The sequence below is a fragment of the Hoeflea prorocentri genome, assembly GCF_027944115.1.
GTDB lineage: Bacteria > Pseudomonadota > Alphaproteobacteria > Rhizobiales > Rhizobiaceae > Hoeflea_A > Hoeflea_A prorocentri.
Genome location: NZ_JAPJZI010000001.1, coordinates 3013409 through 3039249 on the forward strand (window position 1 = coordinate 3013409; position 25841 = coordinate 3039249).

22 protein-coding genes are annotated in these 25841 nt (G+C 58.1%); 5 read left to right on the forward strand and 17 right to left on the reverse strand.

The genetic code is table 11. The features are described from left to right. Positions 1-7 precede the first annotated feature (7 nt). The 16 genes from OQ273_RS14060 to OQ273_RS14135 all read right to left on the reverse strand — a co-directional run bounded on the left by OQ273_RS14060 (position 8) and on the right by OQ273_RS14135 (position 18378). Positions 8-1312: an ABC transporter substrate-binding protein gene (locus tag OQ273_RS14060; protein WP_267991124.1), complete on the reverse strand. Its 1305-nt coding sequence runs from the start codon at positions 1310-1312 to the stop codon at positions 8-10. A gap of 245 nt (positions 1313-1557) precedes the next feature. After that, complete coding sequence (locus OQ273_RS14065) at positions 1558-2556, reverse strand: ABC transporter ATP-binding protein (protein ID WP_267991125.1); 999 nt, start codon at positions 2554-2556, stop codon at positions 1558-1560. After that, positions 2553-3527: an ABC transporter ATP-binding protein gene (locus tag OQ273_RS14070; protein WP_267991126.1), complete on the reverse strand. Its 975-nt coding sequence runs from the start codon at positions 3525-3527 to the stop codon at positions 2553-2555. Before OQ273_RS14070 ends, OQ273_RS14065 begins: the two co-directional genes overlap by 4 nt. After that, complete coding sequence (locus OQ273_RS14075) at positions 3524-4336, reverse strand: ABC transporter permease (protein ID WP_267991127.1); 813 nt, start codon at positions 4334-4336, stop codon at positions 3524-3526. The genes OQ273_RS14070 and OQ273_RS14075 overlap by 4 nt, the downstream gene beginning before the upstream one ends. Further along, positions 4336-5268 (reverse strand): ABC transporter permease, encoded by a 933-nt coding sequence (locus tag OQ273_RS14080; RefSeq protein WP_267991128.1) that lies wholly within the window; start codon positions 5266-5268, stop codon positions 4336-4338. Before OQ273_RS14080 ends, OQ273_RS14075 begins: the two co-directional genes overlap by 1 nt. Before the next feature lie 66 nt (positions 5269-5334). Beyond that, positions 5335-6840 (reverse strand): ABC transporter substrate-binding protein, encoded by a 1506-nt coding sequence (locus OQ273_RS14085; RefSeq protein ID WP_267991129.1) that lies wholly within the window; start codon positions 6838-6840, stop codon positions 5335-5337. A gap of 105 nt (positions 6841-6945) precedes the next feature. After that, on the reverse strand, positions 6946-8154 hold the full coding sequence (locus tag OQ273_RS14090; RefSeq protein ID WP_267991130.1) for an enolase C-terminal domain-like protein: 1209 nt from the start codon (positions 8152-8154) through the stop codon (positions 6946-6948). A 9-nt stretch (positions 8155-8163) separates the two neighbouring features. Continuing rightward, positions 8164-9357: an enolase C-terminal domain-like protein gene (locus tag OQ273_RS14095; protein WP_267991131.1), complete on the reverse strand. Its 1194-nt coding sequence runs from the start codon at positions 9355-9357 to the stop codon at positions 8164-8166. A 144-nt stretch (positions 9358-9501) separates the two neighbouring features. Continuing rightward, entirely contained in the window at positions 9502-10170 is a 669-nt protein-coding gene (locus OQ273_RS23735) for a GntR family transcriptional regulator (protein WP_425493418.1), read from the reverse strand. A 683-nt stretch (positions 10171-10853) separates the two neighbouring features. Further along, the gene (locus OQ273_RS14105; RefSeq protein WP_267991133.1) at positions 10854-11897 is read right to left on the reverse strand and encodes a M42 family metallopeptidase; all 1044 of its coding nucleotides are present in this window, start codon (positions 11895-11897) and stop codon (positions 10854-10856) included. Positions 11898-11933: 36 nt separating this feature from the next. Continuing rightward, positions 11934-12938 (reverse strand): ABC transporter ATP-binding protein, encoded by a 1005-nt coding sequence (locus OQ273_RS14110; protein ID WP_267991134.1) that lies wholly within the window; start codon positions 12936-12938, stop codon positions 11934-11936. After that, complete coding sequence (locus tag OQ273_RS14115) at positions 12931-13944, reverse strand: ABC transporter ATP-binding protein (protein ID WP_267991135.1); 1014 nt, start codon at positions 13942-13944, stop codon at positions 12931-12933. The genes OQ273_RS14110 and OQ273_RS14115 overlap by 8 nt, the downstream gene beginning before the upstream one ends. Beyond that, entirely contained in the window at positions 13941-14795 is an 855-nt protein-coding gene (locus OQ273_RS14120; protein ID WP_271292113.1) for an ABC transporter permease, read from the reverse strand. The genes OQ273_RS14115 and OQ273_RS14120 overlap by 4 nt, the downstream gene beginning before the upstream one ends. After that, positions 14792-15721: an ABC transporter permease gene (locus OQ273_RS14125; protein ID WP_267991137.1), complete on the reverse strand. Its 930-nt coding sequence runs from the start codon at positions 15719-15721 to the stop codon at positions 14792-14794. The genes OQ273_RS14120 and OQ273_RS14125 overlap by 4 nt, the downstream gene beginning before the upstream one ends. Positions 15722-15805: 84 nt before the next feature. After that, positions 15806-17371: an ABC transporter substrate-binding protein gene (locus OQ273_RS14130; RefSeq protein ID WP_267991138.1), complete on the reverse strand. Its 1566-nt coding sequence runs from the start codon at positions 17369-17371 to the stop codon at positions 15806-15808. Then, positions 17365-18378, reverse strand: coding sequence for a GntR family transcriptional regulator (locus tag OQ273_RS14135; RefSeq protein ID WP_267991139.1), 1014 nt, complete (start codon positions 18376-18378; stop codon positions 17365-17367). The genes OQ273_RS14130 and OQ273_RS14135 overlap by 7 nt, the downstream gene beginning before the upstream one ends. Before the next feature lie 187 nt (positions 18379-18565). Here OQ273_RS14135 and OQ273_RS14140 point away from each other — a divergent pair, with 187 nt between their 5' ends. Both OQ273_RS14140 and OQ273_RS14145 read left to right on the forward strand, forming a co-directional pair. Continuing rightward, positions 18566-19567, forward strand: coding sequence for an asparaginase domain-containing protein (locus OQ273_RS14140; protein WP_267991140.1), 1002 nt, complete (start codon positions 18566-18568; stop codon positions 19565-19567). A gap of 35 nt (positions 19568-19602) precedes the next feature. Next, positions 19603-20178, forward strand: coding sequence for a peptide deformylase (locus OQ273_RS14145; protein ID WP_267991141.1), 576 nt, complete (start codon positions 19603-19605; stop codon positions 20176-20178). A 210-nt stretch (positions 20179-20388) separates the two neighbouring features. Here OQ273_RS14145 and OQ273_RS14150 read toward each other — a convergent pair whose 3' ends face one another. Beyond that, positions 20389-21144 carry a DeoR/GlpR family DNA-binding transcription regulator gene (locus OQ273_RS14150; protein WP_267991142.1) on the reverse strand — a complete coding sequence of 252 codons (756 nt, stop codon included), beginning with the start codon at positions 21142-21144 and terminating at the stop codon, positions 20389-20391. A 163-nt stretch (positions 21145-21307) separates the two neighbouring features. On the opposite strand from OQ273_RS14150, the gene OQ273_RS14155 reads away from it, so the two are divergent. The 3 genes from OQ273_RS14155 to OQ273_RS14165 are packed head-to-tail and all read left to right on the forward strand — an operon-like array spanning position 21308 to position 25456. Then, complete coding sequence (locus OQ273_RS14155; RefSeq protein WP_267991143.1) at positions 21308-22768, forward strand: NAD(P)/FAD-dependent oxidoreductase; 1461 nt, start codon at positions 21308-21310, stop codon at positions 22766-22768. Next, positions 22758-24005: an FAD-dependent oxidoreductase gene (locus OQ273_RS14160; protein ID WP_267991144.1), complete on the forward strand. Its 1248-nt coding sequence runs from the start codon at positions 22758-22760 to the stop codon at positions 24003-24005. Before OQ273_RS14155 ends, OQ273_RS14160 begins: the two co-directional genes overlap by 11 nt. Then, positions 24005-25456, forward strand: coding sequence for an FGGY family carbohydrate kinase (locus tag OQ273_RS14165; RefSeq protein WP_267991145.1), 1452 nt, complete (start codon positions 24005-24007; stop codon positions 25454-25456). The genes OQ273_RS14160 and OQ273_RS14165 overlap by 1 nt, the downstream gene beginning before the upstream one ends. The last annotated feature ends 385 nt before the right edge of the window (positions 25457-25841 follow it).

Consider the following 25841-nt stretch of genomic DNA (forward strand, 5'->3'; position numbering starts at 1 on the left):
GGTTTGACTAACCGCCGGCCAGCGAGCGCCGCACATCCTCTACGAAGAGGTTTGCGGCCTCCTCAGGCTCCATCTGTCCGAAGCCGACCTGTTCGTAAAGGCTCTTGAACTCGCGGACCATGTGCTGGGTGTTGTCCGGCCAAACGTCGATGTTAACGCCATAAGTCTCGGCAAACCCGGTGTACATTTTGATGCGGTCGATCAAAATGGGCGGTGAAGCCGGATCGACGGCCTGCGCTTCCAGGAGGGTCATCGTCGGGGTCAGTCCCGCCCGCGACCGCATCTCCACGCCGGCATCCTTGTCATTCAGCCAGAAATCGATGAACGCTGCCGCTGCATCGACATTGTCACAATTGGCTGAGATCGACAGTGAGTTGCTGCCGGAGGTCAGCGGATTGGTGCCGTTCGGCGGCTTGACCTGCTTGACGAAGCCACCATCAACGGCATCAAGCGTCGCCTGCAGATCGGACGCCGTCACGTCGCCGTCCGTCCTGGACAGGGTGATCCCCTGCGCCATGAAAGATTGGACGGCCTGGCCCGACTCCTCGGCGCTCATCGCCATATTCGGGGTCAGACCTTCGTCGCGCGCGCGGTCCCACAGCTTGAACCAGTCAGCCAACGTTTCCGCCCGGAAGCCGGGCTTGTCGCCATCGAACAGATCTTCGCCGCGGCTCTGGGCAAATTGCTGGAACTGGAGGATCTCGCCACCAAGCTGCGTCAGCGGATAGACGTCCTTGTCGAGTTTCTGGCGCGCCTCGGCGGCCCACTCAATGTAATCCTCATAGGTCCAATTGTTGGCCGGCTCCTTAACGCCAGTGGGTTCGAGTTGCGGCCAGTTATACTGGAAGGTCTCGAACCATAGGCCGACGGGCAGCACGTAGAGTTTGCCGTCAGCACCGCGGTGCCCGTCGACCACATCCTGCGGGATGGCCGAGATATCGATCTTGCCCGCCGCGATCAGAGGGTCGAGCGGCATAAGGGCACCGAGATTCTCATAGCGCGTCTGATAGCGGGTCTGCATCATCGGCACGCAGGGCAGTCGGCCGGCAGCGGCCTGTACCGTTACCCGGTCCCAGTGATTGAAGAAGTCGGTGGGCTGTGGCAGGACCTTAACCTTGGGATGAGCCTTCTCATACGCAGTGACCACACCCATGACGGCTTCGTTGCGCCTTTGAGAGCCCCACCAGGCAAAAGACATTTCGCCATCGATCTCCTGCGCCTGCACGCCGGTGCCGAGCCCGATACCGGTTCCGCAGGCAATCGTCAGAACCGCCACGCTAGTCCCGAGTGACATCGTAATAGTTCGTTTCATACGACTTCCTCCCAATTTTCACTCCTGCACGCTCCATTCAAGCGCCGAGACAGAAAACAACCGGCCAGCTAACCGGTCAAAAGCCAATATGACGATAGTGGCCTGCCGCATCGGACACGCCTTCTGAAGAAGAAGATGCGGACGGACGACGCGTCAATCTCGTGCAGCCATCTCTAATGGCTGGACGTAAAAGGTCCGGATCTGATCGCTCACTCTCTGACGGTCGAGAGCGATCCCAACAGATGTCAAGGCACATCCAGTTTGCTATCGGCTGAGCGCTCACCCGCACCCAACGGATTGGGGGCGGCAAAGTGGCAAGCCACTTGATGATCGTCCCCGACGTCACGCAATTGCGGCACATCACTGCGACATCGCTCGACAGCCATCGGACAGCGGGGATGAAACCGGCAACCGGACAGTGTCTTTGCTGGTGAGGGCGGATCGCCCGGAAGAACGAACCGTTTTCGCTTTCGCAATGGGTGCGACGAGGGAACCGCGGAAAGCAATGCCTGAGAATAAGGATGATGGGGCACCTTGAAAAAAACCTCCTTTGGCGCCGATTCCATGATCCGGCCGAGATACATCACAGCGATCCGGTCCGCGATGTGCTTTACTGTGGCCATGTCATGCGAGATGAAAAGATAGGCCGTTCCCACGGTCTCCTGCAGATCCTGCAGAAGGTTGATGACCTGGGATCTGACCGAAACATCAAGGGCCGACACAGGTTCGTCCGCGATGATAAGCCGGGGCTCCATCGAAAAGGCTCGAATGATACCGAGCCTTTGACGCTGACCACCGGAGAACTGCCTCGGCCATTGGTCGACATGTTTTGATGACAGGCCGACCTTCTCCATGAGTTCGCCGGCTTTTTGCCGACGCTTGGCCCCCAATCCGACCAGACCATGTACAAAAAGCGGTTCGGTCACCGACGCACCGGCCGTGACACGGGGATCAAGCGAGGAATAGGGATCCTGGAAGACGAACTGAAGTTTCCTGCGGATCGGCTTCAACTTCCATTGCGAGAAACCTGTAATGTCTGTGCCCTCGAAGGCTATGGTGCCTTCGGTCGGCGCGGTCAATCTGAGCGCCAGGCGCGCGACAGTGGATTTTCCGCATCCCGATTCACCGACCAGCGCAAGCGTCTCCCGCTGCCGCACCTCCAGGTCGACACCATCAACTGCGTGGATTTTACCTCCGAAAACCTTTCGCAGGTTCTTGATCTGGAGAACGGGTCCCTTGCTCATGATCCATCCCTCGCCCAACACGCCACGCGTCGGCTGTCGCCCAAACGTATCTCCAAGGGCTGTTGTTTGCTGCAAATGTCCAGGCTTTCCGGACAGCGTGGATGAAATGTGCACCCGGACGGCAATTCCGTTAGATGCGGAACGGCCCCTGAAATGGTCGCAAGCCTGCTGTCCGCCGGCATATCGATATCAGGCGTGGAGCGCAGCAGCCCCTTGCTGTAGGGGTGCAGCGGATCATCGAAAAGGTCGGCGACCGGACATTCCTCAACCACCTGCCCCCCATACATGACCGCCACCCGATCAGCCATCTCGGCGACCACTCCAAGGTCATGTGTGATCATCAGTATGGAAAGGCCCAGCTCACTGCGAAGCCGGTTCAGCAGTTCGATAATCTGCGCCTGGATCGTCGTATCCAGCGCCGTTGTCGGCTCGTCTGCGATCAGCAGCCGAGGCTCGCAGGCCAGGGCCATGGCAATCATTGTACGCTGCCGCATGCCGCCGGACATCTCATGGGGAAAGTTGTCGACGCGGACACCCGGATCGGGGATACCGACAAGGTCCAGTTGCTCTATCGCCCGTTCGCGGGCGGCTTTACGAGACAGCCCGAGATGTCTGCGCAATGGGGCTCCGATCTGCTCGCCCACATGCATGACCGGATTGAGAGCCGTCATCGGCTCCTGAAAAATCATGGACAGATCGTTGCCGCGCAGCCGCTCCATTTCCCGTTCGTTCATTTCAAGCAGATCATGGCCGGCGAACATCACCTTGCCACCGGTCACGCGAGCCTGCGTTGGCAACAGCCCCATGGTCGCGAAAGCGGAAAGGCTCTTCCCGGAACCGGATTCGCCAACCAGTCCGAGGCATTCTCCGGGTCCGATGGACAGATCCACCCCTCTCAGCGCCTCAACCTCGCCATTGCCGGCAGGGAACGCGACGCGCAGGCCATCAAGACAAAGCAGGGGGGCCGTCATCCGCTTTTCCTGTCCGGATCGAGCCAATCGCGCAGAGCATCGCCGAGCACGTTGAACGAAAGCACGGTCAAGGTAATCGCCAGGCCGGCGAAAAGGGCCGGCAAAGGTGAGCCGAAGATATCGGAGACACCCATCCTCACGATGTTGCCCCAGGAGGGTGTTGGCGGTTGGGCGCCGAGACCGATAAAGCTCAACGTCGCCTCGAGGCGGATTGCGGTACCGACCCAGATTGTCGTCATCACGATCAGCGGCCCCGAAATATTCGGCAGAACATGGCGGACGATCGTCCCGGCAGTACCCCTGCCCATTGCAATGGCTGCATCCACATAGGCCTCCTGGCGCACGGCCAATGTCGACCCACGCGACAGTCGAATGAAGGACGGGACCAAAGCAAAGGCGATCGCGACCGCAAGGTTCTGCAGTCCAGGGCCCAGCAGTGCAACGATCAGAACTCCCAGGAGCAGCGGATCGAACGACATCATCACATCGGTAATGCGCGTGATCACCCTCTCGATCCACCCGCCAAAATAGGCTGCCGTTGTCCCCATGGTAATTCCGATCACGGCTGCTATGAGCGGCGATGCGATCCCGATAATCATCGAAAGACGCGCCCCTTCGATGATACGCGAAAAGATGTCGCGTCCCAGCGAATCCGTACCGAGCCAGTACTCCGTACTTGGCGGCGCCGACCGGGTCAGAAAATTCTGCGCCAACGGGTCGTGAGGTTGGATGAACCCGGCAAACAGGACCACAAAGGTCAGCAGGGCCAGGAAGACGAGCGAGAAATTGATGAAGATACGGTCGAGCATCACCCTGCCCTCACTCTCGGATCGATGACGGCGTAAAGAAGGTCCGTAATAAGGTTCACGAAAACGACGAGGATCGAAAGGATCACAATACCGCCCTGAATCAGCGTGTAATCCCGGGACGTCACGGCCCCGACAAGCAGCTGCCCTACGCCGGGTCGGTTGAAGACAAGTTCCAGTGCGATTGTCCCGCCAAGGGTCGCCACGATCGAAAGCGACAGATGTGTCGAGATGGGGATCATCGCGTTGCGCAGGATATGGCGCCAGACGACATCACGACGGGGTAATCCGAGAGCTCTCGCTGTGCGAACGAAATCCCTGCCGGCGACATCCAGGACGGCGGTCCGTGTCAGGCGAACGAAACCGAAGCCCTTGAGCATGCCCAGCGCCATCGCGGGCATTGCAAGGTGATAGAGGTCAAACGGCGAGCTCCCGCCCCCCAGAAGCGGGAACCATCGCAGGGTAAGTCCGAAAAATAGCAGGAAGAGAACACCGACGTAGAAGTCCGGCAGGGCTGACCCGAAAAGAGACACGACGCGTGTCGTATGATCCGTCATCTTTCCGGCACGCATGGCCGAAAGCACGCCCAGTGGAAGGCCAATCACGATGCCAACCACCGTCGATGCCAAAGTCAGCATGATCGTGTAGGGCAGGTTGCGCGCCATCATCTCACCGACCGATGCGCCGTTGATCAGCGACGTCCCAAGGTCGAAGTGCAACAAATCCCGCAGGAAGTGGCCGTACTGGACGAGAAGCGGTTGATCGAGTCCCAGCGAGCGGCGGACATTTGCGATCGTCTCGGCGCCGGCGCGATCGCCCAGCATCGCCACGACCGGATCTCCCGGCAGCAGCCGCATTGCGAAGAACACGAAGGTAAAAACCAGGAATGCCGTCAAAATGGCATCGCCCGTTCGCTTCAATACAAAACCCAGCATTGGCGTCCTTGTGTAGAATGCTCCGAGCCGCTTTCGCGGCCCGGAGTTACAATCTGGCGTCGTTGGTTAGTTTCCAACTCGCCGCGCCGTTGCCAACTCGTGCTGGCCAAATCCACCTTTGGGCTCATAGCCGAGGTCGATGTCTCCCTGCACCACCGCAATCAGCGGAGAGGTCTGCATCGGAAGGACAGGCACATCGCGCTGAATCTGCAGTTGCGCGTCGTGGAGAAGCTTCAACTGTTTCTCCGTATCCGTCTCGACGACCGCCGCTTCAATCAGCTCGTCCACACTGCCGCCGATATTTCCATAGTGGGAAAAGTTGCGCAGCGAGGATGGTTGCCCGACCGCACCGGCCGAGTGCAGAAATTCGTTGATCACCGCCGGAGCCGTGGGCGCAATGCCGGTCGACAGTTCCACTATCGTACCTTTGTCCTCTCGGATGTTGGCGTGATACGTCGCATGATCCTGCACCTCAAGATTGATGGTCACGCCGATTTTGCGAAGCATATCCTGCGCCATAAGCATATTGGTCAGGTAGTCGTCGCGCTCAGAGATTATCGCGTCAATCTCAAATCCGTCCGGATAACCAGCTTGCGCAAGGAGTTCCTTAGCCCTTTCCGGACTGTAATCGTAACGCAGTTCCCGCGGCACCTCTTCCAACGGGATCGCTCCGTAGAAGGACTGGGGAACAATGGTCTCCAGCGGGCCATGAACCTCGCCGAAGACCTTACCCCAGGCGCTCCGGTCGATCCCGTGTGCAAGCGCCTGGCGAACGCGAACATCGTCAAGCGGCGGGACTTTCATATTGAGATGGAGGAACTGCAGGCTGCCGGGCTGGATCGCGATAAGCTGCGCATCCGGCACGGCCTTGGTCACCTGGTCCACCCATTCAGTAGTCCGCTGCCCACTGGTCAGATCAAGCTCGCCGCCGATAAAGGCGATCGTTGCCGCGTTGATGTCCGGGATGTAGTGAAAGCGAATCTCGTCCATCGGCGGCCGTCCGAGAAAATAGTCCTCATGCGCCTTCAGCGTGATCCCCTCCTGGGGTTGATATTCAACCAGTTCGAATGGCCCGCTGCCGACCGGGCCGGTATTGAAATCGTTACCCAGCGCCTCAACAGCGGCTTTCGGAACGATGAAGCGCCCGAAGCCGGGCGTCAGGGCCTGCGCATGAAAGAATGCGTTCCCCTGCTTCAGATTAAACCGGACAGTCAGAGGATCGATAACCTCGATCGACTCGATATCCTTGAGGTTACCGCCGTGAACGCCTCCCTGGTCCGGATCAAGCTGACGTTCAAAGGAGAACTTCACATCATCCGCGCTGACCTCGCCATAGCCTTTGTGCCATTTCACACCGGGGCGCAAGCGGAACGTCCACGTCTTCTTGTCGTCAGATATCTCCCAGCTCTCCGCAAGCTGAGGCTGGAGCTGATCCAGCCGTATATCCATTGTGCCGCGCGGCGGCGCAATCAGTGAATTGAAAATCTGGAGCGCGACATATTCGTCTGAACCTGTCTTTGTTTTTGCCGGATCCAGCGAACCGACGTCGCGCGCTCCCAGTCTGATGTCCATAGCGTCTTGTGCCCAAGCCGGAGGTCCGGCCATTGCCAGGGCCACAACGGCGGCCCCTAACAAAGACTTGCAATAATGAAGCATTCGTTTTCCTCCTTCTTTTGGTTACTGGATGACGACGTGCTTGACGAGATTCGCCCGCACCTGCTCCCAGTCATAGACAACGCCGAGACCAGGTCCCTTTGGCACGGCGAAGCACCCGTCGTCTCCAACGGAATCCAACGCGTCCGAGTAATCGCACGCATATATCGAGGTGACCGGCCCGCCCCGCGACGGCCCGACCAGGCCGAGCTCGTAGAAATTCGTATTCCGGATCGCCGACATGCAGTGGCGATGGGCCGGACCGCATCCGTGCAGTTCCACATCAAGACCAAATGCCTCTGCAAGCGCCGCGATCTTCATCGTTCCGGTTATGCCGATGTCCAGGTCCGGATCGGCCCGGATAAAATCGGTTCCGTCTGCCGCGACGAGATTGGCCATGGCTTCAACACCGCGCACATGTTCGCCGAGCAGGATCGGCGTTTTGATCATCTGGCGAAGACGCCGGTGCGCGTGCGCGGAAAGTCCGCCGTCCGAGTACGGATCCTCACACCAGAAGAACTCTGCCCTGTCGCACGCCTTGCCGACCAGCAAAGCATCACCGAACGTCTTCAGATGACAGGCACTGTCATACATCAGCGACATTCTTCCCCCGAGGCGCTGCCCAAGCTCCTGAATGGCCGCGATATCGCGTGCCGTCTGGCCGTCGGTCCAACCGTGCATCTTGAAGCCGAGATAGCCGAGTTCGAGGCACTCCTCCGCAAAATCCCCGAACTGCTCTGGCGAGGAGAGGCCGCCCTCATCACCGCCGAACCAGGTGCTCGCATAGGCCGGCAGACGGCTTTCAACATTGCCGCCGAGGAGCCTGGCGACCGGAACACCCGCGGTCTTGCCGGCAAGGTCCCAAAGGGCGTTATCCAGCGCGCAGGCGCCGATCCGGTCCTCCTTGCGCAGGTGACGACGCGAGACCTCATAGATGTGTTCCCGGCCAAGGGCGTTCATCCCAAGCACCTGTTCGGCCAGAAATCGGGCTTGCATCCAGATATGGGGCCGGCCGCCGATATACTCGCCGGAACGCCCGTCCTTTGTCGTGACAACGATCCCGAAGCGACGTCTCTGGCTTTCAGCCTCCGGCTTGTCGATACCACCGGAATGAACGTCGAACGCCACGCCCCTGACATCCTCATCAAACAGGAAGAGCTCTATTTTCGATATGGCAACGCCCTTGTGCTGCTCGCTCGAATGGTCCTCTGTTGCAAGGAACTGGTCAGCCATTTTTCCGTCCTATTGAATGACCACGGTTTCGACCGCCAAAGCGTGAATGCGCTCCCAGTCATAGGTCACGCCCAGACCGGGACCTTCGGGAACAGGGAAAGTCCCGTCACTCGCGACAGCGTCGAGATCGTCCGAGTAGCCACAGGCATAGACAGGGGCGTTGAAACTGCCCTTGGACGGCCCGACCATGGACAGTTCGTAGAAATTCGTGTTGCGGATCGCGGCCATGCAATGGCGATGCGCAGGACCTGGAGCATGAAGCTCGACATCAAGACCCATCGCCTCGGCAAAACGAGCCAGTTTCATGGTGCCGGTGATGCCCATATCGAAATCGGGATCGGCGCGAACGAAATCCGTACCATCGGAGAGGACGAGGTTGGCATGCAGTTCCAGCCCGCGCAGATGCTCTCCGATCAGCAATGGTGTCTTCACCATCTCGCGCAGGCGCCGGTGAGCATGCGCCGATAGTCCGCCGTCCGAATAGGGATCTTCAAACCAGAAGAACTCCGCATCATCACATGCTCTGCCGATCGCCAGCGCATCGGCAAATGTGCGAAAGAAACAAGCGGCATCATGCATGAGGGCCATTTTTTCACCGACCCGCTCTCCAAGCAGCCGAATCGCGGCGATATCGCGTTCCGTGCCACCATCCGTCCAACCGTGAATCTTGAAGGCCTGGTAACCGAGCTCATGACATTCCTCGGCAAAATCGGCATAGGCTCCCGGCGAACTCAGACCGCCACCATCGCCGCCAAACCAGGTGCTCGCATAGGCTTTGACTTTGGTCTTGGTGCCGCCGAGCATTTCGGCCACGGACAGCCCATGAGCGCGACCGGCAAGGTCCCACAGAGCGCAATCAATCGCGCCGGCGCCCATCCGGTCTTCCTTCCGCAGATGCTGGCGGATCTGCTCATATATATATTCCCTGGCGAAAGCGTCTTTGCCCAACAGTCCGCGCGCGCACAGGACCGATTGCGCCAGGGAATTCGCCTGGCCGCCGACATAAGCGCCCACGGCTCCACCCGCTGTCCAGATCTGAACGGCCAGACGCCGCCGTTCCGATATTGCGCCCGGACAGTCTATTCCTCCACGCGCGACATTCTCCATCGGGTAGGAAAAGAGCGTGATTTCGATTTTTTCGATGCGATCCGTCGTCTCGAAGGCATGCGTCTCCGATCGAGCCATGACAGCCTGAACGCTCATGGCCACGCTCCTCCCTGATACTATTTTCTCCCAGATTTTATAAAATCAGAGAAGACAGACCTTTGTCAATCTGAAAGCCGACAGGAGCTGTTTTTCGCCTGGCACAGGAACGCACACAAGGGTGGGAACGCGTTCCGGCAGGGTTCAGGAGATGGATTGACCAATCAAGTCTACGACCGAGTTCCGGATATGGCTGGTTGCAATTGCCGCTGCCAAATCGGCATCGCGATCACGGCAGGCCCGCAGGAGCGCATGATGCTCATATATGATCTGCTGGAGTCGATCATCCTTATAACCAAAGCGAATACGCATGGTTCCGATGACCGCATCGTGCTGCCGCAGGAGGCGTATCGCTTCATGGTTGGGATTGATCTGATAGATTCGGTGATGAAATTCATCATTCCCGGCGAGGATGCCGGCGCGGTCCCCGGCGGCGATCGCATTTTCGAAGTCCTGCTGGATCCCGTAAAGGTCCGCAAAGTCCGATTCCGACAACGCCGGCATGCTCCGAACGAGAAGGGCTGGCTCAAGGAGAATGCGGATATCGAATATATCTTTTATAAAATATGGCGTGATTTCGCGAACACGGGCGCCGCGATTGGGTTCGATGATCACGAGCCCCTCGACCTGAAGCTGATTCAATGCTTCGCGAATTGGCGGCATCGAAACCCCGTAGCGTTCGCAAAGCCCGGCAAGGACCAGACGTTCGTCTCCCTTGAAGAGGCCGTCGACGATATCGCGGCGAAGTTGGTCCCTGACGCGGGTATACTGTGGCAGCCCAACGGCGTCCGAGGATCTCAGAGATTCACTCATGTCTGTTCCATCATTGCCAACAGCACTGGAGGCTAACTCAGCTCTTGCCGCATGCCAAGTTTCCACTAACCGGAAAAGTCGACTGCGATTGATCTCCGCCGAAAAGGAGCTTGCGGTCAATGAATTGGCGAGTTGGTTGTCTGCTTTGTTGGTACGAATACCGCGCCCGTCGAGTGTGTTCGGCCAAACAGACTTCAGCCAAGGAAGAACGGCCTCTACCCGGCCAAATACAACCCGGTTTGTCCGTAATCTCGAGTTCGATGATTGTTAGCCGAACGCTAGCGCCAAATGTCGCCGCGAGATTTCGCGGATCGACTTCCTGAACGCTCTCAGGATTTGAGATGTCTCGAAACGACACAAGAAACGAATAGTCTGCCCGGGATAAAGTCCTGGAACGGCCCATATCCGTCTCAGGAGCCTTCAACTGATCAACGAAGTGCGTCTGCGGCAAATCCTTAGTCAGCAAGCCGGTATTGTATCCGTTGGCTTCGATGTCCGGTTGTATCTGGCTGCGTAGAGGCGGCTTGACAATACTCAGCGAGCAGGCGTTAGCGCATCACAGCGCCGCGCCCACGTGGATTGTTTAAAGACCCATACGGCTTGCGCAATCCGCGCATGTCTGCGGGCGACGATGTCGCTGAACCTTGGTGACAATTGATATCGGCGCGACGGGCGGGCAAGTACTATGAGGTCAGAAATGCGGTCACAATATCTCGCGCGCCGGCCAGATCGTCCTTGTCGATCATTTCGGTCGCCGTGTGAATGTATCTCGTACCAACCATTATTCCCACAGCCTTGGCCCCACCCCTTGCCTGTTGAGCCGCCGCACCATCTTGTCCGCCGCGACGCAAGACATGGCGTTGGCATTTCAGCCCCAACTCGCGGGCGAGGCCCTCGACTTGTTCCACTAGGCCCACATCCGGAATGAACGTATCATCCTTCAGCAGAAGACCGAACCCATCACCCAGTTTCAGGATGCTCTCCTCATCTGGGATACCGGGTGTGTCACAAGCAAGCGTAACATCAATTCCGATCGCCACGTCGGGTGCCACCCGAAACGCGGTTGCCGCGGCACCCCGTAGTCCAACTTCCTCCTGAGCGGTGAAGGCCACACATATGTTGTATGCGTGCTTTGTCTGGTCCGCGACAATCTTCCGGATTGCCTCAATCCCGATCCAACAAGCCACCCTATTGTCCAGCGCCTTAGACATGATGCGGTCGCCAAGGTCCACGAACCTCTCATCGACAACGACATAATCTCCAATCTTGATGAATTCCTTAGCGCGAGCGCCTAAACCAGTATCGACAACGAAATCGGTAATTTTCGGAACTTTTTGAAGTTCTTTGCGCGAGGCAATGTGAATGGGGCGTCCCTTTGCATTCATCGCCCCGGGGAAGTCGCCGGCTTGCGCGCACACGAGAACCCGTCGCCCAAAAAGGTGGCGGGGATCGAATATCCCCGCAGGATCGACATGAACAAAGCCATCGTCGGAAACGTGCGATACGTAAAAGCCGATTTCGTCCATATGGCACAGCACCATAACTGTCCTGGCATCACTGGCTCCATCGCGGGTTGCGCGACGCCAGCAAATCAGTGAGCCAAGCGGATCGACCTCGACGTCATCGAACAGATCGTCAACTTCCCCGAGAATCAGGTCGCGAACCCGAGATTCGCGCCCTGAAACCGCAGGCGTCTCACAAAGTCGCTTAAGGAGATCGATGTTCATTAAGATGTCACCCTATGGTCTCGCAAAGACTGCGCGTTAATCATCGGAAACCGGATTGTGGCACGCGACATATCCACCGGTTTTTGTCTGCTGCAATTTCGGGTCGACTTCAGCGCAGATGCCCTGAGCGCGAGGGCATCGCGTCCGAAACCGACAGCCGCTTGGTGGCGCAAGGGGACTTGCGATATCGCCGGTCAGAAGCTGACGTTTCCTGCTGCGGCGGCGGGGGTCGGGTACCGGTACCGAGTCCAGCAACGAGACGGTATAGGGATGGCGTGGATTCGAAAAAATAGTATTGGAATCTGCCTGTTCGACAATCCTTCCCAGATACATCACGAGAATTCTGTCGCACATGAAGCGCACGACGCTGATGTCATGTGAAATAAACAGGTAAGATAAACCGAGTTCGTTCTGCAGATCCTTCATCAAGTTCAGCACGGACGCCTGAACCGACAAGTCCAGCGCGGAAACGGGCTCATCAGCGATCACCAGCTTCGGCGATAGGCTCAGGGCTCGTGCGATCGCCACTCGTTGTCGCTGGCCACCAGAAAACTCATGCGGATATTTTCCGGCATGATCGCCACCAAGCCCGGTACTCTTGAGCAGTTCAAGAACGCGTTCGGCCCGTTCAGCCCTGGTGCCGATATTGTGAACCACCATGGGCTCGGCAATGTAGTCTCCCACAGTCATACGCGGATCGAGCGAGCCATAAGGGTCCTGGAAGATAATCTGCGCCGTTCGGCGGTGCCGCGCCAACGCCCGTTCGCTGCATTTTGTGATCTCCTCCCTGCCCAAGAGGATATCGCCGGACGTGGATGGCACAAGACGCATCACCAACTTGCCGATTGTCGACTTTCCGCAACCACTTTCACCGACCAGCCCGACAGCCTCACCTTTGCCGATCTGGAAAGAGACGCCGTCCACCGCCCGGAGGGCCTTTCTTCCTCGACCAAAAAAAGAGCCGCCCACATGATAGGTCTTTCTCAGATCATCCACCGAGAGAATGGGCGTCTCAGGTTCAGCCATATGTTCGTCAGTCATTTGCATCCCCTGAGTTCCAACATCTGATGAGATGTCCTTCACCGATCTGGCGCTCCTCCGGTCTCTGCTCGGAACAGGTCTTACTTGCCAGCGAACACCGTGGAGCGAAGTTGCACCCTGACGCCCGATCCAGCGGAGATGGCATCGAACCGGGAATCTCCGTCAAGCGGGCCTGAGCGCCTTCAGAAGCATCCATCATGGCTTCAAATGCGGGGTTCGCAGCAAGCAAGCCCTGTGTGTAAGGGTGTTGGCAGTCTTCAAAGAGGGTGAAAACGTCGGCTTCTTCCATCTTTCGCCCGCCATACATGACGACCACCCGATCAGCCATCTCCGCAATGACGCCCAGATCGTGCGAAATCAGAATAATCGACATCCCTTGCTCGTCGCGCAGATCGCGGATCAACTGCAAAACCTGGGCCTGAATGGTGACATCAAGCGCGGTTGTCGGCTCGTCTGCGATCAGTACTTCAGGGTGGCAAGCCAGCGCCATCGCGATCATCGCACGTTGCAGCATTCCGCCGGAGAATTCGTGTGGATACTGATCAAACCGCTTATCGGCTTCAGGCATCTGTACAGCCTGCAAGGCAGAGATGGCTCGGTCTTTGGCGACGCTTTGTGAGCAAAGCCCGTGCGCGGTCAGTGCTTCTGCGATCTGGCTTCCGACCGTCAAAACCGGATTGAAGGACGACATCGGTTCCTGGAATATGAAAGCTACGCGATTTCCACGGATATCGCGCAGCCCGCCAAACGGCATTGCGATGAGATCACGACCGGCAAAAACGGCGGAACCGGCTTCAACTTTGGCAACGCGCTCTGGAAGCAGTCCCATGACGGACAAGAGCGTGACGCTCTTTCCCGATCCGGATTCACCAACAATTCCCAAAATCTCACCTTTGCGAAGGTTGAAGCTCAGATCATCGACAACCACCGCACGTTTGCTGCCCGCCAAGAAAGACGTGCGCAACCCACATATTTCCAGCACGTTTTCCGCCTGTGCCCCAGTCATTGCAAAACTCGCCTTTGCGTTGGATCCAAAGCTTCGCGCAGCCCATCGCCGAGCAGATTGAAGCCAAGCACCGTGATAGCAATGGCAATGCCGGGAAACGCCGACAACCACGGAGCACGCGAAAATGCGTTGCGGCCTTCCGCCAGCATCGCGCCCCATTCCGGGGTCGGCGGTTGCGCGCCAAGGCCGAGGAAGCTCAAACCAGCTGCAGCCAGTATCGCTGTGGACACGCCCAGCGTTCCCACAACGATCATCGGCGGCAATATGTTGGGCAGCAGGTGTCGAAACACCAGACGGGCCGTACTCGCCGAAATGGCCCGCCCGGCGGCCATGTATTCCTTGCCGCTTTCCACAACGACCGCCGAGTAGGCGATGCGCGCGTAGACGGGAATAGTTGAAATCCCGACGGCGATCATCGCGTTTTGCAGGCTGGGTCCAAGCACGGCCACGGCAGCCAGCGCGATAAGCGTGTCGGGAAACGAGAACAGCACGTCAATTCCGCGCATGAGCAGATTGCCTAAAATCCCTTTGTTGTAGCCGCCGAAAAGACCAATCAGAACGCCGATCACCATGGATATGGAAACCGCGATCGCACCGATAACCAGCGTCAGCCTGGCGCCGTGCAACACTCTGGTCAGCATGTCACGGCCAAATTGATCGGTGCCAAAGGGGTGAGCGAGGCTAGGAGGAGAATAACGCGGCCCGGCACGCATCTGAGCCGGTTCGAACGGGGTTAAGATGCTTGCAAAGACTGCTGCCAGTACAAGACAAATCACAATGATCATACCGATGCGCGCGCTCGAGCTCCTGGTGAGCCGTCGCAACATCAATGCGCCCGAGTTGCGTGTCATGTCACGTCCCTTCTCAGGCGCGGATCGAGCACCATGTGCAAAACGTCTACCGCGAACGACATGCTAACGATGACGATGGAGAAAATCAGGATGAAGCCTTGGATCAGCGGAAAATCGCGCTGAAGAATCGCCTGAACGGCCAGCCGTCCCACACCGTTCAGCGAGAAAACGTTCTCGATGATCACAGCACCACCCATCATATAGCCGAACTGAAGCCCAAGCATCGTTACGATCGGAATGAGCCCTGAGCGCAACGCATGCCGGGAAAGCACCATCGCACGCGGAAGCCCCTTGGCGTAGGCGGTACGAATATAGTCCTGCGCAAATATCTGGATCATCGCCGAGCGGGTAAGCCGCGCCACAATGGCGGCATTGGTCACGCCGAGTGTCAGGCTTGGCAAGATAAAGCTCCGCCAGTCCGATCCGGCTATTGGTACCCATCCCAAAGAAACGGAAAAGACCGACAAGAGCATCAACCCGAGCCAGAAATGCGGTATTGATACGCCCAGTATCGCGCCTATCATCAAAGTGGTGTCAGTCGCTGTTCCCTGCCGGTAGGCGGCCAGAAATCCGAGCGTCAATCCAACGATCGCGGCGATTATCAAGGAACAGGTCGCCAGGACCAGGGTAACAGGAAGCCTTCCCAAAATGAGATCAAGGACAGGCTGCCCACCTCGAATGGTGGTGCCGAAGTCTCCCTGCAGAATTCGCCCCATGAATAGAAAATACTGCTCGTGTAGGGGGCGGTCCAACCCGAGGCTACGGCGTATCTCTTCAATCTGTTCGGCGCTCGTTGCCTGCGATTCAGCAAACAAGAGCCGAACCGGATCACCGGGTACCGCATGAATGAGATAGCCGGCAACCACTGTGGTCGCGAGTACCGCCAATACCGCGCCTAAAAGCCGGCGTATGAGAAACTGTGCCAAAACTCATTCCCCGAGGTGCAAACCTGTGATCCCGCTGCAAGCGGGATCACTGTTGTTTGGCGTCAATCAACTGACGTCCGAAATTTATTTGATCTGGACGTCGTTAAAGTACGGTCCCGATCCATTGCCGACGAGATTGGCAAATCCATCGACATTGGCTGCTGACACGTACAGCCAGGACCATCCGGGCGTGTAAACGGGATAGTGCATGACCTCTTCGATTAGTATCTTCTGGATGTCATGAATGATCGAACGGCGCTCTTCTACATCGGTCACGGTACGCTGCTTGTCGAGCAGGGCATCGAGATTTCCGTTTTCATAAGCGTGCTTGTAAAAACCGGGTGAGCGCCAGAGCACATGAAGGATGTCGGGATCAGCCGACGACCATCCCATCAAGTCCAGGGTGCCAACACCTTCGGATGCCTCGTTTTCCGCCGCAACGCGAGCATTAAGGGTTCCGATATCCATGACCTCGATGCTGGCCTCGACACCGATCTCGGCAAGTTGGCTCTGAAAGACTTCCAGAACCTTGTTACGATTGCCGCCCGTCCAGGTCATCATCTTTATCTCAAGCGGGTTGTCGGCGCTGTATCCGAGCTCTTGCAAGAGGACCTGCGCCGCGCCCGGATCGTATTCATACAGCATGGGCTCGCACACATCCGCGTCGGCGCCCAGAATCGGTGGTGCCAGAGGGCATTTGAGATGCTGAACCGCGCCCTCGAAGACCACGTCGAGGGCAAACTCGATGTCGAGCGCCTGAACGATTGCCTTGCGTGCGCGCAGGTCATCAAATGGTGGTCGCGACGCAGCAAACTCCAAGAACATGCTGGCTCCGGTATCCTTGGCAGCATGAACCTTCACACTTTCATCAAGCAAAAGCTGCGGCAGTTCCTCCAGCGGTGGCCCGCTGGCGATGTGCGCTTCGCCCGACTTGATCGTAGCGACGCGCGGCTGCGCCTCCGGTACTTGCTTGGCGATCAAACGCTCAGCATACGGCGCACCCGGATTTTCAACGGGCATCGCATAGTTCGTAAAATCAGCATTCCTGTCGAGCACCAATTCATCGCCCTTGGTCCATTTTGACAGGCTCCATGGACCGGTCCCTATCGCAGCCGAAACGCCGAATGCGTCACCCAGATCCGCGACGCTGTCACAAATCATGAACGCGCTGCCCAGCTTTGCGACCACGCCGGGGAATGGTTCGTCATACTTCAGAATGACTGTCTTCTTGTCGGGCGTTTCGACACCTTGTATCGGGCCCCATTGCTCGGCCAGAAGCGATGGCAACTCGATAGCGCGATTGATGGTATAGGCTGCGTCCATCGCGTCAAACTGCGTGCCGTCATGGCATTTGATGCCGTCACGCAACGTGATCTGGACGTCGTTACCACTCCCGGTGAACTCAAAGCTCTCGGCAAGCTGTCCCTTATAGGTGCCGTCAGGCTGAGCAACGAGAAGCGTGTCGTAGAGTTGCTGGAATACTTGCCATGACAGCGTCGAGGTCGCCCTGTGGGGGTCAAGCGAATCGGCATCGCCATCCCGTGCCCAGACAAGGTCGAATGCAGTTGCCGGATAGACCGCGGAGACGGTCAGGGCGCCAGCAAGGGCAATCGATGCAATACCGGCCTTGCGGCGTTTTGTTGTTAACATTCTTGTTCTCCTCCATTTGATGATTCATCGTCTGTTTTGGAAATTGGATTGTGTGTCGCTCGAATACCTAGACCGTCTCGGCGCGTGGTTCTCGTCGATGCGCGAAGGGACGCAAGGCGGCCGATGTCATTGCCGAGATGCGCCTCGTAGTGCTCGGTCGCCCGACGCAAGTGACGGCGAAGTACGGCTGCTGCCCACTCGCGGTCATCGACTTTGAGAGCTTCTATGATGTCGATGTGCTCGCTGATCGACTCTCGGACGCGCTGATGGCCCATGAAGCCGACATACTCGGTGATGCGGCGAATGATGTTTTGGCGCTGAATCACCTCGATGATAAACTGATTGCCACTGCATCGAGCAAGAGCCTCATGAAACTGAACGTCCTGCTCAAAGATGTTGGGCCATTCATCAGCCAAACTTTCAGCGCTTTCGAGCCTCAGATGCTCTTCGTAGACCTGATCAAAAAAGGCCTGGTTGAACTCGAACTCGGGCAGACTGATCATTTCGGGTTCAATCAGCAGGCGCAGCTTGAAACCTTTGACGAGCGCAGCGGCGTCTACCTCGATAAACGACCAGCCGCGACCTGCTGCCGGCTGCACAAGCCCTTCTCGATTCAGGCGGCGAATGATCGATGTTATCGCCGCTCGCGGCCCGCCATAGCGTTTCAACAGCTTTTCAGTGCTGATTGCCCTGGGCAGCTCTTGGGTGAGCATGTCCGTTATGACGCTGTTGTAGAGCTTTTCGTGCTCGTCAAAGCTCTTCGAGGCAATCTCGTATGACGTGTCCGGGATTTTGAGTACGAAGAAGCCCTTGTTCCGCTTTCTTTCCAGAATGCGCTGATCGACCAGGAAATGGAGCGCCGAACGAACCGGCGTACGCGACACGCCAAGGACACGGGAGCACTCACCTTCATTGACCCGATCGCCAACGGCGAACCCGCCCTCTCTAAGAAATTGGACGAGTTGCGATGCGACGCGCTGTTGAAGGGGTGACTTGAGTCCATCCATGTTTGCGATGTTTAACCACTAATGTAAATGCAATTGAATGAAAGAAAAAACGATTCTAGCTTCTTGTCAAGATATCAATCGTTTTTAATGGTATACAAATACGATCTTGAAAATGAAAAATATGTCGGTACCATTCAGAACCAATTGGTAAATGTCGCTGTTGCGGGCGCGCTAAGAAGAAGTCTTTATGCAAAAATTACTTGTCGTTCACACCGGTGGCACCATCGGAATGACAAGGCACTCAGGTGCCTGGGTTCCGACGGATGAAGGCCGCGCGCTGGTGGAAACCAGTGTTGCGCGCTTCAGCGATCAGTCGGGAATCGACGTGGCGTTTCGCGTCGCAACTCGACAATTCGACAGCAGTCAGGCCCGGCCCGAATATTGGGTTGCCCTGGCTAGGGAAATCAGAGGTCTTGCGTCCGACCATTGTGGCGTTGTTCTGATCCATGGAACCGACACGCTGTCATATGCCGCTGCCATGCTGTCCTTTCTGCTTATTGGATTGGACAAGCCGCTTGTTGTCACCGGGTCTCAGAGACCATTAAGCCTCGAAGGCTCCGACGCGGGCCGTAATTTGCAGGACGCTCTGACCGTTGTGACGGAACTCGAACCAGGCGAAATCATGGTGTCTTTTGGTGGGCTTGTTCTGGTTGCCGAGCGCGTGCGCAAAACCTCTTCCAAGTCTGATCAAGCATTCTCCACGCCAGGAACCCGAACCGTTGGCAAAGTGTCGGGGGGTGTCTTTCAACGCTTTGATAAACGGTCCAGCCTATCTGGCCGCGCACCGCTGAAAATCGACGCCAACAAGAGACCACGTTTGACCAGCCTTGTCGCCAGCCCCATTCTCGATCTGCCGACCATGGATGGCATTGCTGCGAGCAAGCCATCAGGTCTAATCCTTGAGCTGTATGGACTGGGAACCATACCGGTCCACGAGCGCGGTATGCTGGAAAAGCTGCGACGAATGACGGCATCCGGAATGCGCATTTTAGCGATTTCGCAGTGTTGCGATGGCGGGTTGGAATTGTCGACATATCCGTCAGGAAGAGCACTGCTTGATCAGGGTGTAATCGACGGCAAGACGCTTACCCGATCAGCAGCGGTTGCCAAACTGTGGTGCGCCTTGGCCGAGGCAGACGAGGCGCCGCCGCATCTCATCGCGTCGCGCTGGCGAGGCGAAATCGATTAGTTCTGGGAAGACCCGCAAAGGAGACTTTAAAGCATATGTCGATCCTGAAGATTGCACGTATGGGGCACCCCATTTTGGCAGCGGTCGCAGAACCGGTCCAAGATCCGACCTCACACGCCATAAAGGCGCTCGCGAACGATATGATCGAAACACTGTATGACACCGCCGGCAACGGTTTGGCGGCGACACAGGTTCATGTGCCGCAAAGAGTCATCATCTTCTTCCAGACGAACGAGGAATGGTCCTTCGATCGGCTGGACGAACCGCCAGCCCGCCGGTTCAGGCCGCCGGCGGATAATCGGCTCTCGGTCCCGCTTACCTTACTGGTCAATCCCGAGTATGAGCCGGTCGGCGATGACACAGTCGAAGGCTACGAAGGTTGTCTCTCCATCCCGGGACTTGCGGGCAAGGTACGTCGTTACCGTACGATCCGCTATCGAGGGATAACGCCTGATGGACAACTCGTCGAACGTACTGCCGAGGGCGCTCATGCACAGGTCGTACAGCACGAGTGCGACCACCTCGATGGCATTCTCTACCCGGAGCGGATGACGGACTTGAAAGACCTGACATTCATGACCGAATTGAAGCTGCGCCAAGGCGAAGCCTGAGGTTGGCAACGGTTGAAAACCGGCCTGCTGGAGATGCGCTTGGTACTGATGTGTCTGACGTCAGACAATCATGGTGATCAGGTAGCGCCTGGCTCTATTGTGTCAGACATACGGTCGATCCACCGCGCGGGCCCTTATCGTCGCCCTATATGCGCCGCCCGTCACTGGTCGTCTTCAACAGTGCCTGACGGTAACAGGGCTGAAAAATGATCATCTTACTTCGACGCCCGCTTTTGAAAGCGCAGTTGCAAAGGCCTCGTCGGGCGCGCGATCGCTGACCAAAACGTCGATCTCATCGAGCATGCAAAGACGATAGGTCGCGGTCCGCCCGACCTTGGCTGTCGTGGCAACGATAACGGTATCGCGCGCGTTGCGTCGCATGGCGAGCGCGATTTGTGCCTCGTCGAAATTGGCGTCCATCGCCCCGGTCTCGGCATTAAGTGCCGCGACGGTCAAAATCGCATGATCGGCCTGGAAGCTGCCGATCTGCTCGACGGCCATGGTGCCCAGCGTCTGGCCATTGCCGGCACTGAACTGGCCGCCGAGAAGAAACACGGACGAGCCGTTGTGCGCACGGTCAAAGGTGAGCGCGATATGGATCGAGTTGGTAATCACGGTCAGCGGCCCTTTCTCGGCCAGTGCCGCCGCGCAGGCCAACGTGGTCGAGCCAGTGTCGATGAAAATGGTGTCTCCAGGCTCGATCATGTCGGTTAACTTACGGGCGATCAGCATTTTTCCATCAGCCTCCTCGCCCATCCGTTCTTCGAAAGAAGCTTCGGTGAACAGTCGGGCGCGCTTGGCCCCTCCATGGACCTTTTGCAACCGCCCCGCGCCATTCAGGAAAGTCAGATCACGGCGTATGGTTTCGGCCGACACGTCGAACAGCGTTGCAAGTTGCTCTACGCTCACCCGTCCATGGCGGTTGACGGTGTCGAGAATGTCTTCATGGCGTGTCTTAAGCGTCATCGTAGGCTCCTTCGCTTAAAGGTTAAGCGAGCGCGCCGCGCCCGTGTCAACAAAATTTGGACAAAACGGGCTTTTTTCGGGCAAAAAAATTCGGAATTATTGACCGAGCGGACATTTGGTGTCACTGCTTGGGCTGGTATGCAACAAATTCGATTGCCAACACATGATGCCAGCACAGCAAAGCACCCTCTCAGATGTATACGATGTCGTTATCGTCGGCGGCGGTGTGGTTGGATGCGCAATCGCGCGCCGGATGACGCTGGAAGGCTGGCGTGTCGTGCTGACCGAAAAGGCGCCAGACATTCTCGACGGCGCCTCTAAAGGCAACAGCGCCATTCTGCATACGGGCTTTGATGCGCCACCGGGCTCGCTTGAAGCCAGGTGTATCGCCGAAGGTTACGATGAATTTCGTTCCATCCAAGAAAGGCTCGGTTTACCGCTGGTCGAGACCGGAGCGCTGGTTCTTGCATGGACCGAACAGGAACTGGCCAGGTTGGATGGGTTGATCGAGCAGGCACACGCCAATGGTGTTGACGATGTGGCGCGACTGGATGCACACCAGGCCCGTAATATGGAACCGGAACTGTCCGAGGGTGTTATGGGTGGATTTCGGGTGCCGGGCGAACACCTAATCGATCCGTGGTCGACACCTTATGCGTATCTGCTCCAGGCGGTGGAAAATGGCGCAACTGTGTTACGCCAATGCCGCGTATCAGACGGAGAGTTTGACGGTGCACGCTGGCAGCTCGAAACCAGTCAGGGCTGTCTTCACGCTCGTCTTGTCATCAATGCCGCTGGGCTCTACGGCGACCGGCTCGATGAAACTCTGATCGGGCACAGCGATTTCACGATCCGGCCGCGTAAAGGCCAATTCATTGTTTTTGACAAACCCGCGGCACGCCTTACAAGACATATCCTCCTCCCCGTGCCAACCGAAAAGACCAAAGGGATTGTGGTCTGCCGAACGGTGTTCGGCAACGTGTTGGTCGGACCGACCGCCGAAGAGCAGGAGGACCGTTCGTTCGCAACGGTTGATGCGCAAGCATTGCAGGACCTGCGCCAAGCTGGCGAACGCATCCTGCCGGCACTTGCCGGAGAAGATGTAACGGCCTTCTATGCCGGATTGAGGCCGGCCACCGAGCACAAGGATTATCAGGTCCGCACGGATAAGATGCGCAATTATGTTACGGTAGGCGGCATCCGCTCAACGGGCCTGAGCGCCGCGCTGGGCCTGGCTCGTCATGTGCACCAGCTCTGCGAGCAGATCGTTGGCCCATCCGAACCGATGGCTGATCCGGCTTGGCCCAAGGTCGGCAATATCTCCGAATATGCGCCACGCGACTGGCAGGCGCCGGGTAACGAAGGCATCGTCTGCCATTGCGAACTGGTCACGCGGCGTGAGATCGAAAAGGCGCTGGACGGCCCGCTGGGTGCCCGCAGCCTGGCTGGGTTAAAGCGCCGAACCCGTGTAACGATGGGGCGCTGCCAGGGGTTTTACTGCACGGCGCAACTGGCGGCGATGACCGCCGGGCGTTTCGCGGAACCGATTGCGACGGGTGAAAGTCCACCGCCGTCCATGCCCTCACATATGCGCGATGCAACGGATCTGACCGATGTCCGGTGAGCACTTGGATCATGCGGACATCGTGATCGTCGGCGCTGGACCTGCCGGACTTTCCGCCGCCGTCCGGCTACGTCGCCGGGGCTTGGGACGAGTTGTCGTTCTCGACCGCGAGCCATCGGCCGGCGGTATACCGCGTCATTGCGGGCATTATCCTTTCGGCGTTCGTGAATTCGGCCGGCTGATGAAAGGGCCTGCCTATGCCCGGCGCAATGTCGCTTATACGCGGGCCGCTGGTGTTGAGGTCATAACCGGTGCGACTGTCACCGCGTTGGGGGAAGGACCGGTGCTGACGCTGTCGATGGCGGACGGTGTCCGTTCGATCAGCGCCAGCCGGGTGCTGCTCAGCACCGGCGTGCGCGAGACATCACGGGCACAGCGCATGATCGGTGGCACCAAACCGGCCGGGGTGATTTCGACCGGCGCGCTGCAGGGGTTGGTCCATCTGCAATCTCTGCGGCCGTTCTGCCGTCCCGTCGTTCTTGGCACTGAGCTTGTCTCGTTTTCGGCGTTGATGACTTGCCGCCATTTGGGGATTCGGCCGGTCGCCATGATCGAACCCAACGGGATGACGACAGCGCGGGCTCCAGCCGGTATTTTCCCTCGGCTTCTCGGCATTCCTCTGCTGCTCGGCACGCAGATTGAGGAGATTCGTGGCCGTGACCGGGTCGAGGCGGTGGTCGTGCGCCGGCGTAGCGGGTCGACACAGACCATTGAAGCCGATGGTGTGATCGTTTCAGGCCAATTCCGGCCCGAAGCCGCACTGCTGAAGAACAGCCATTTGAGGATCGATCCAGGGACCGGCGGGCCGCAAGTGGACCAATATGGCCGGTGTTCCGACCCCAATTATTTTGCTGCCGGCAACATGTTGCATCCTGTGGAGACAGCTGGATGGTGCTGGCGCGAAGGGCAAGCCGTCGCGGACGCGATTGCCGACAGCCTTGAAGGACGCATTCCATTGCCTGAAGGCGCCCTCAGGCTCGCCATTGAGCCCGATCCGTTGAAATATGTTGTCCCTCAGGTGATCGTGCCCGGTGAGGGAACTGCGCCGTTGGGGCGGTTGCAAATTCGCCTCTCAAAGCCGGCGCGGGGACGGCTGGTGCTCACAGCCGCTAATGGTGACACCACCATGCTGGATCGCGTTGACAATCGTCCGGAGCGACGGATCATCGTGCCGATCAAAAGATTGAAAGCCGTGGATGCCGGAGAGGCGCGGATTGCAATCGAGGAAGGTCGCTGATGCGCATTCTTGCGGTCGACCAGGGTACGACGAGCACCCGCGGTATCGTCTTCGACCGTGATGGCCGGTCGCAAACCGTTTTCTACCGTGAGCACCGACAATCTTATCCCCGGTCGGGTTGGGTCGAACATGACCCTGACGAACTGTTGGGCAATGTCCGCGCGTGTTTCGAGGCGGCTTTGGCATCGAGCGGGGTCATGGCAGCCGGAATAGCCAACCAGGGTGAGAGCTGTCTGGCCTGGGACGCTGAAGATGGCGCGCCTGTCGGCCCAGTCATCGTTTGGCAGGACGGTCGCACAGCAGATGATTTGGCCCGTCTGAAGGCCGAAGGCGCCGAAGCGATGACGCTGGAACGCGCAGGCCTGCCACTTGATTCCTATTTTTCGGCCTCCAAGCTGGGTTGGATCGCGCGGAACAATGCGCGGGCCAAAGAGCTGGCCGCTTTGGGGCGCCTGCGACTGGGAACCACCGATGCCTTCTTTCGCGACCGTTTGACCGGCTGCTTCGAGACCGATCTTACCACCGCCTCGCGCACATCGCTGCTCAACCTCGAAGCTTGCCAATGGGACGAAGAGTTGTGTGCGCTGTTTGGCGTGCCGGTGGACGCTCTGCCATCGATCACGCCGACCTCAGGGGCACTCGGTACCGCTGCATTCGACGGCGGAATAACGCCACTGACGGCGAGTATTGTTGACCAGCAGGCGGCGCTCTACGGTCATGGCTGCCGGCGACCCGGGGACGTCAAGATAACCTTTGGTACCGGTGCCTTCGCGCTTACGGTGACCTCGACCGGCAAGCCGGCATCGCGACACGGCCTGTTGCCGACCATCGCCTGGCAAGAGGCGGGCGAACGCCCCGTCTATGCGCTCGATGGCGGGGTGTATACGGTCTCGGCTGCAGTCAACTGGGCCCGCTCGATCGGTCTGTTCGATGATTTTGACGAGATCGCCGTTTTTGACGGCCCGGCGGCCGCTGAACGTGGGCTCTATTTTGTGCCGGCACTGGCCGGCCTTGCCTGCCCGCATTGGGATCGCGATGCGCGGGGAAGCTGGATGGGCCTTTCACTGGATACGACCAAGCAGGATATGGTGCGCGCGATTCTGGAAGGCATCGCCTTCCGCACAGCGGAGGTGGTCGAAGCGATCGACGCAGTCCAGCCGATAGCCGGGCCGATCACCATCGATGGCGGCATGAGTGCCAATACTTACTTCGCGCAGTTTTTGAGCGATACGCTGGCGATCCCGTTGCGGGTTTCTGACGAGCCCGAACTATCCGCGTTAGGGGTCGGGATGCTTGCCGCCGAGGCATCAGGCATGATCATCGACCGACCGCAAAAGGGCGCTATGGTCGCGCCGCGTCCGCAACCTGTGGCATGGCGAAAAGGGTTTTTGTCGGCACGACAGGCGGTGCAGGCGTTCGGCGCAGCTTTTGCTGCCGAAGCCACGTCATGATGATCCCGTATGCAGATCGCCCTGATGTGACTGGCAAACAGGTTTGTCTGCAATAATCTGGCCAAGTAAGGATCATGCCGTGACTGGGCCCCCGCAGCCATCGACCATGCAAGCAGCGCCTCGCCGGTCGTGCCGGTCTGCAAATGCGTCGAACCACATTCCGCTGCTCCATGGAGATTTGCAGACTGATGCGGCCGTGCTTTTGAACCAGATAACTTATGGCCCGGGCGCCCTCCCAGTGGCTCAACGGTCGAGCGGGGCATCTTCGATGCGCCATTGGTCGCCGGATCAGTCTCCCGCCTCATCGCGGCTTCGTCGCTTCAAAAAGGTCTATCGGACCTTTTCGCTGGTTACGCTCACCACCCAGGCCCCTTGAGCGCAGCGC

What these genes read in the sequence shown, in the direction of transcription:
- OQ273_RS14060 (WP_267991124.1), bottom strand. Translation starts at nt 1,312, where the DNA reads ATGAAACGAACTATTACGATGTCACTCGGGACTAGCGTGGCGGTTCTG.
- OQ273_RS14065 (WP_267991125.1), bottom strand. Translation starts at nt 2,556, where the DNA reads ATGAGCAAGGGACCCGTTCTCCAGATCAAGAACCTGCGAAAGGTTTTC.
- OQ273_RS14070 (WP_267991126.1), bottom strand. Translation starts at nt 3,527, where the DNA reads ATGACGGCCCCCCTGCTTTGTCTTGATGGCCTGCGCGTCGCGTTCCCT.
- OQ273_RS14075 (WP_267991127.1), bottom strand. Translation starts at nt 4,336, where the DNA reads ATGCTCGACCGTATCTTCATCAATTTCTCGCTCGTCTTCCTGGCCCTG.
- OQ273_RS14080 (WP_267991128.1), bottom strand. Translation starts at nt 5,268, where the DNA reads ATGCTGGGTTTTGTATTGAAGCGAACGGGCGATGCCATTTTGACGGCA.
- OQ273_RS14085 (WP_267991129.1), bottom strand. Translation starts at nt 6,840, where the DNA reads ATGGACATCAGACTGGGAGCGCGCGACGTCGGTTCGCTGGATCCGGCA.
- OQ273_RS14090 (WP_267991130.1), bottom strand. Translation starts at nt 8,154, where the DNA reads ATGGCTGACCAGTTCCTTGCAACAGAGGACCATTCGAGCGAGCAGCAC.
- OQ273_RS14095 (WP_267991131.1), bottom strand. Translation starts at nt 9,357, where the DNA reads ATGAGCGTTCAGGCTGTCATGGCTCGATCGGAGACGCATGCCTTCGAG.
- OQ273_RS23735 (WP_425493418.1), bottom strand. Translation starts at nt 10,170, where the DNA reads ATGAGTGAATCTCTGAGATCCTCGGACGCCGTTGGGCTGCCACAGTAT.
- OQ273_RS14105 (WP_267991133.1), bottom strand. Translation starts at nt 11,897, where the DNA reads ATGAACATCGATCTCCTTAAGCGACTTTGTGAGACGCCTGCGGTTTCA.
- OQ273_RS14110 (WP_267991134.1), bottom strand. Translation starts at nt 12,938, where the DNA reads ATGACTGACGAACATATGGCTGAACCTGAGACGCCCATTCTCTCGGTG.
- OQ273_RS14115 (WP_267991135.1), bottom strand. Translation starts at nt 13,944, where the DNA reads ATGACTGGGGCACAGGCGGAAAACGTGCTGGAAATATGTGGGTTGCGC.
- OQ273_RS14120 (WP_271292113.1), bottom strand. Translation starts at nt 14,795, where the DNA reads ATGACACGCAACTCGGGCGCATTGATGTTGCGACGGCTCACCAGGAGC.
- OQ273_RS14130 (WP_267991138.1), bottom strand. Translation starts at nt 17,371, where the DNA reads ATGTTAACAACAAAACGCCGCAAGGCCGGTATTGCATCGATTGCCCTT.
- OQ273_RS14135 (WP_267991139.1), bottom strand. Translation starts at nt 18,378, where the DNA reads ATGGATGGACTCAAGTCACCCCTTCAACAGCGCGTCGCATCGCAACTC.
- OQ273_RS14140 (WP_267991140.1), top strand. Translation starts at nt 18,566, where the DNA reads ATGCAAAAATTACTTGTCGTTCACACCGGTGGCACCATCGGAATGACA.
- OQ273_RS14145 (WP_267991141.1), top strand. Translation starts at nt 19,603, where the DNA reads ATGTCGATCCTGAAGATTGCACGTATGGGGCACCCCATTTTGGCAGCG.
- OQ273_RS14150 (WP_267991142.1), bottom strand. Translation starts at nt 21,144, where the DNA reads ATGACGCTTAAGACACGCCATGAAGACATTCTCGACACCGTCAACCGC.
- OQ273_RS14155 (WP_267991143.1), top strand. Translation starts at nt 21,308, where the DNA reads ATGATGCCAGCACAGCAAAGCACCCTCTCAGATGTATACGATGTCGTT.
- OQ273_RS14160 (WP_267991144.1), top strand. Translation starts at nt 22,758, where the DNA reads ATGTCCGGTGAGCACTTGGATCATGCGGACATCGTGATCGTCGGCGCT.
- OQ273_RS14165 (WP_267991145.1), top strand. Translation starts at nt 24,005, where the DNA reads ATGCGCATTCTTGCGGTCGACCAGGGTACGACGAGCACCCGCGGTATC.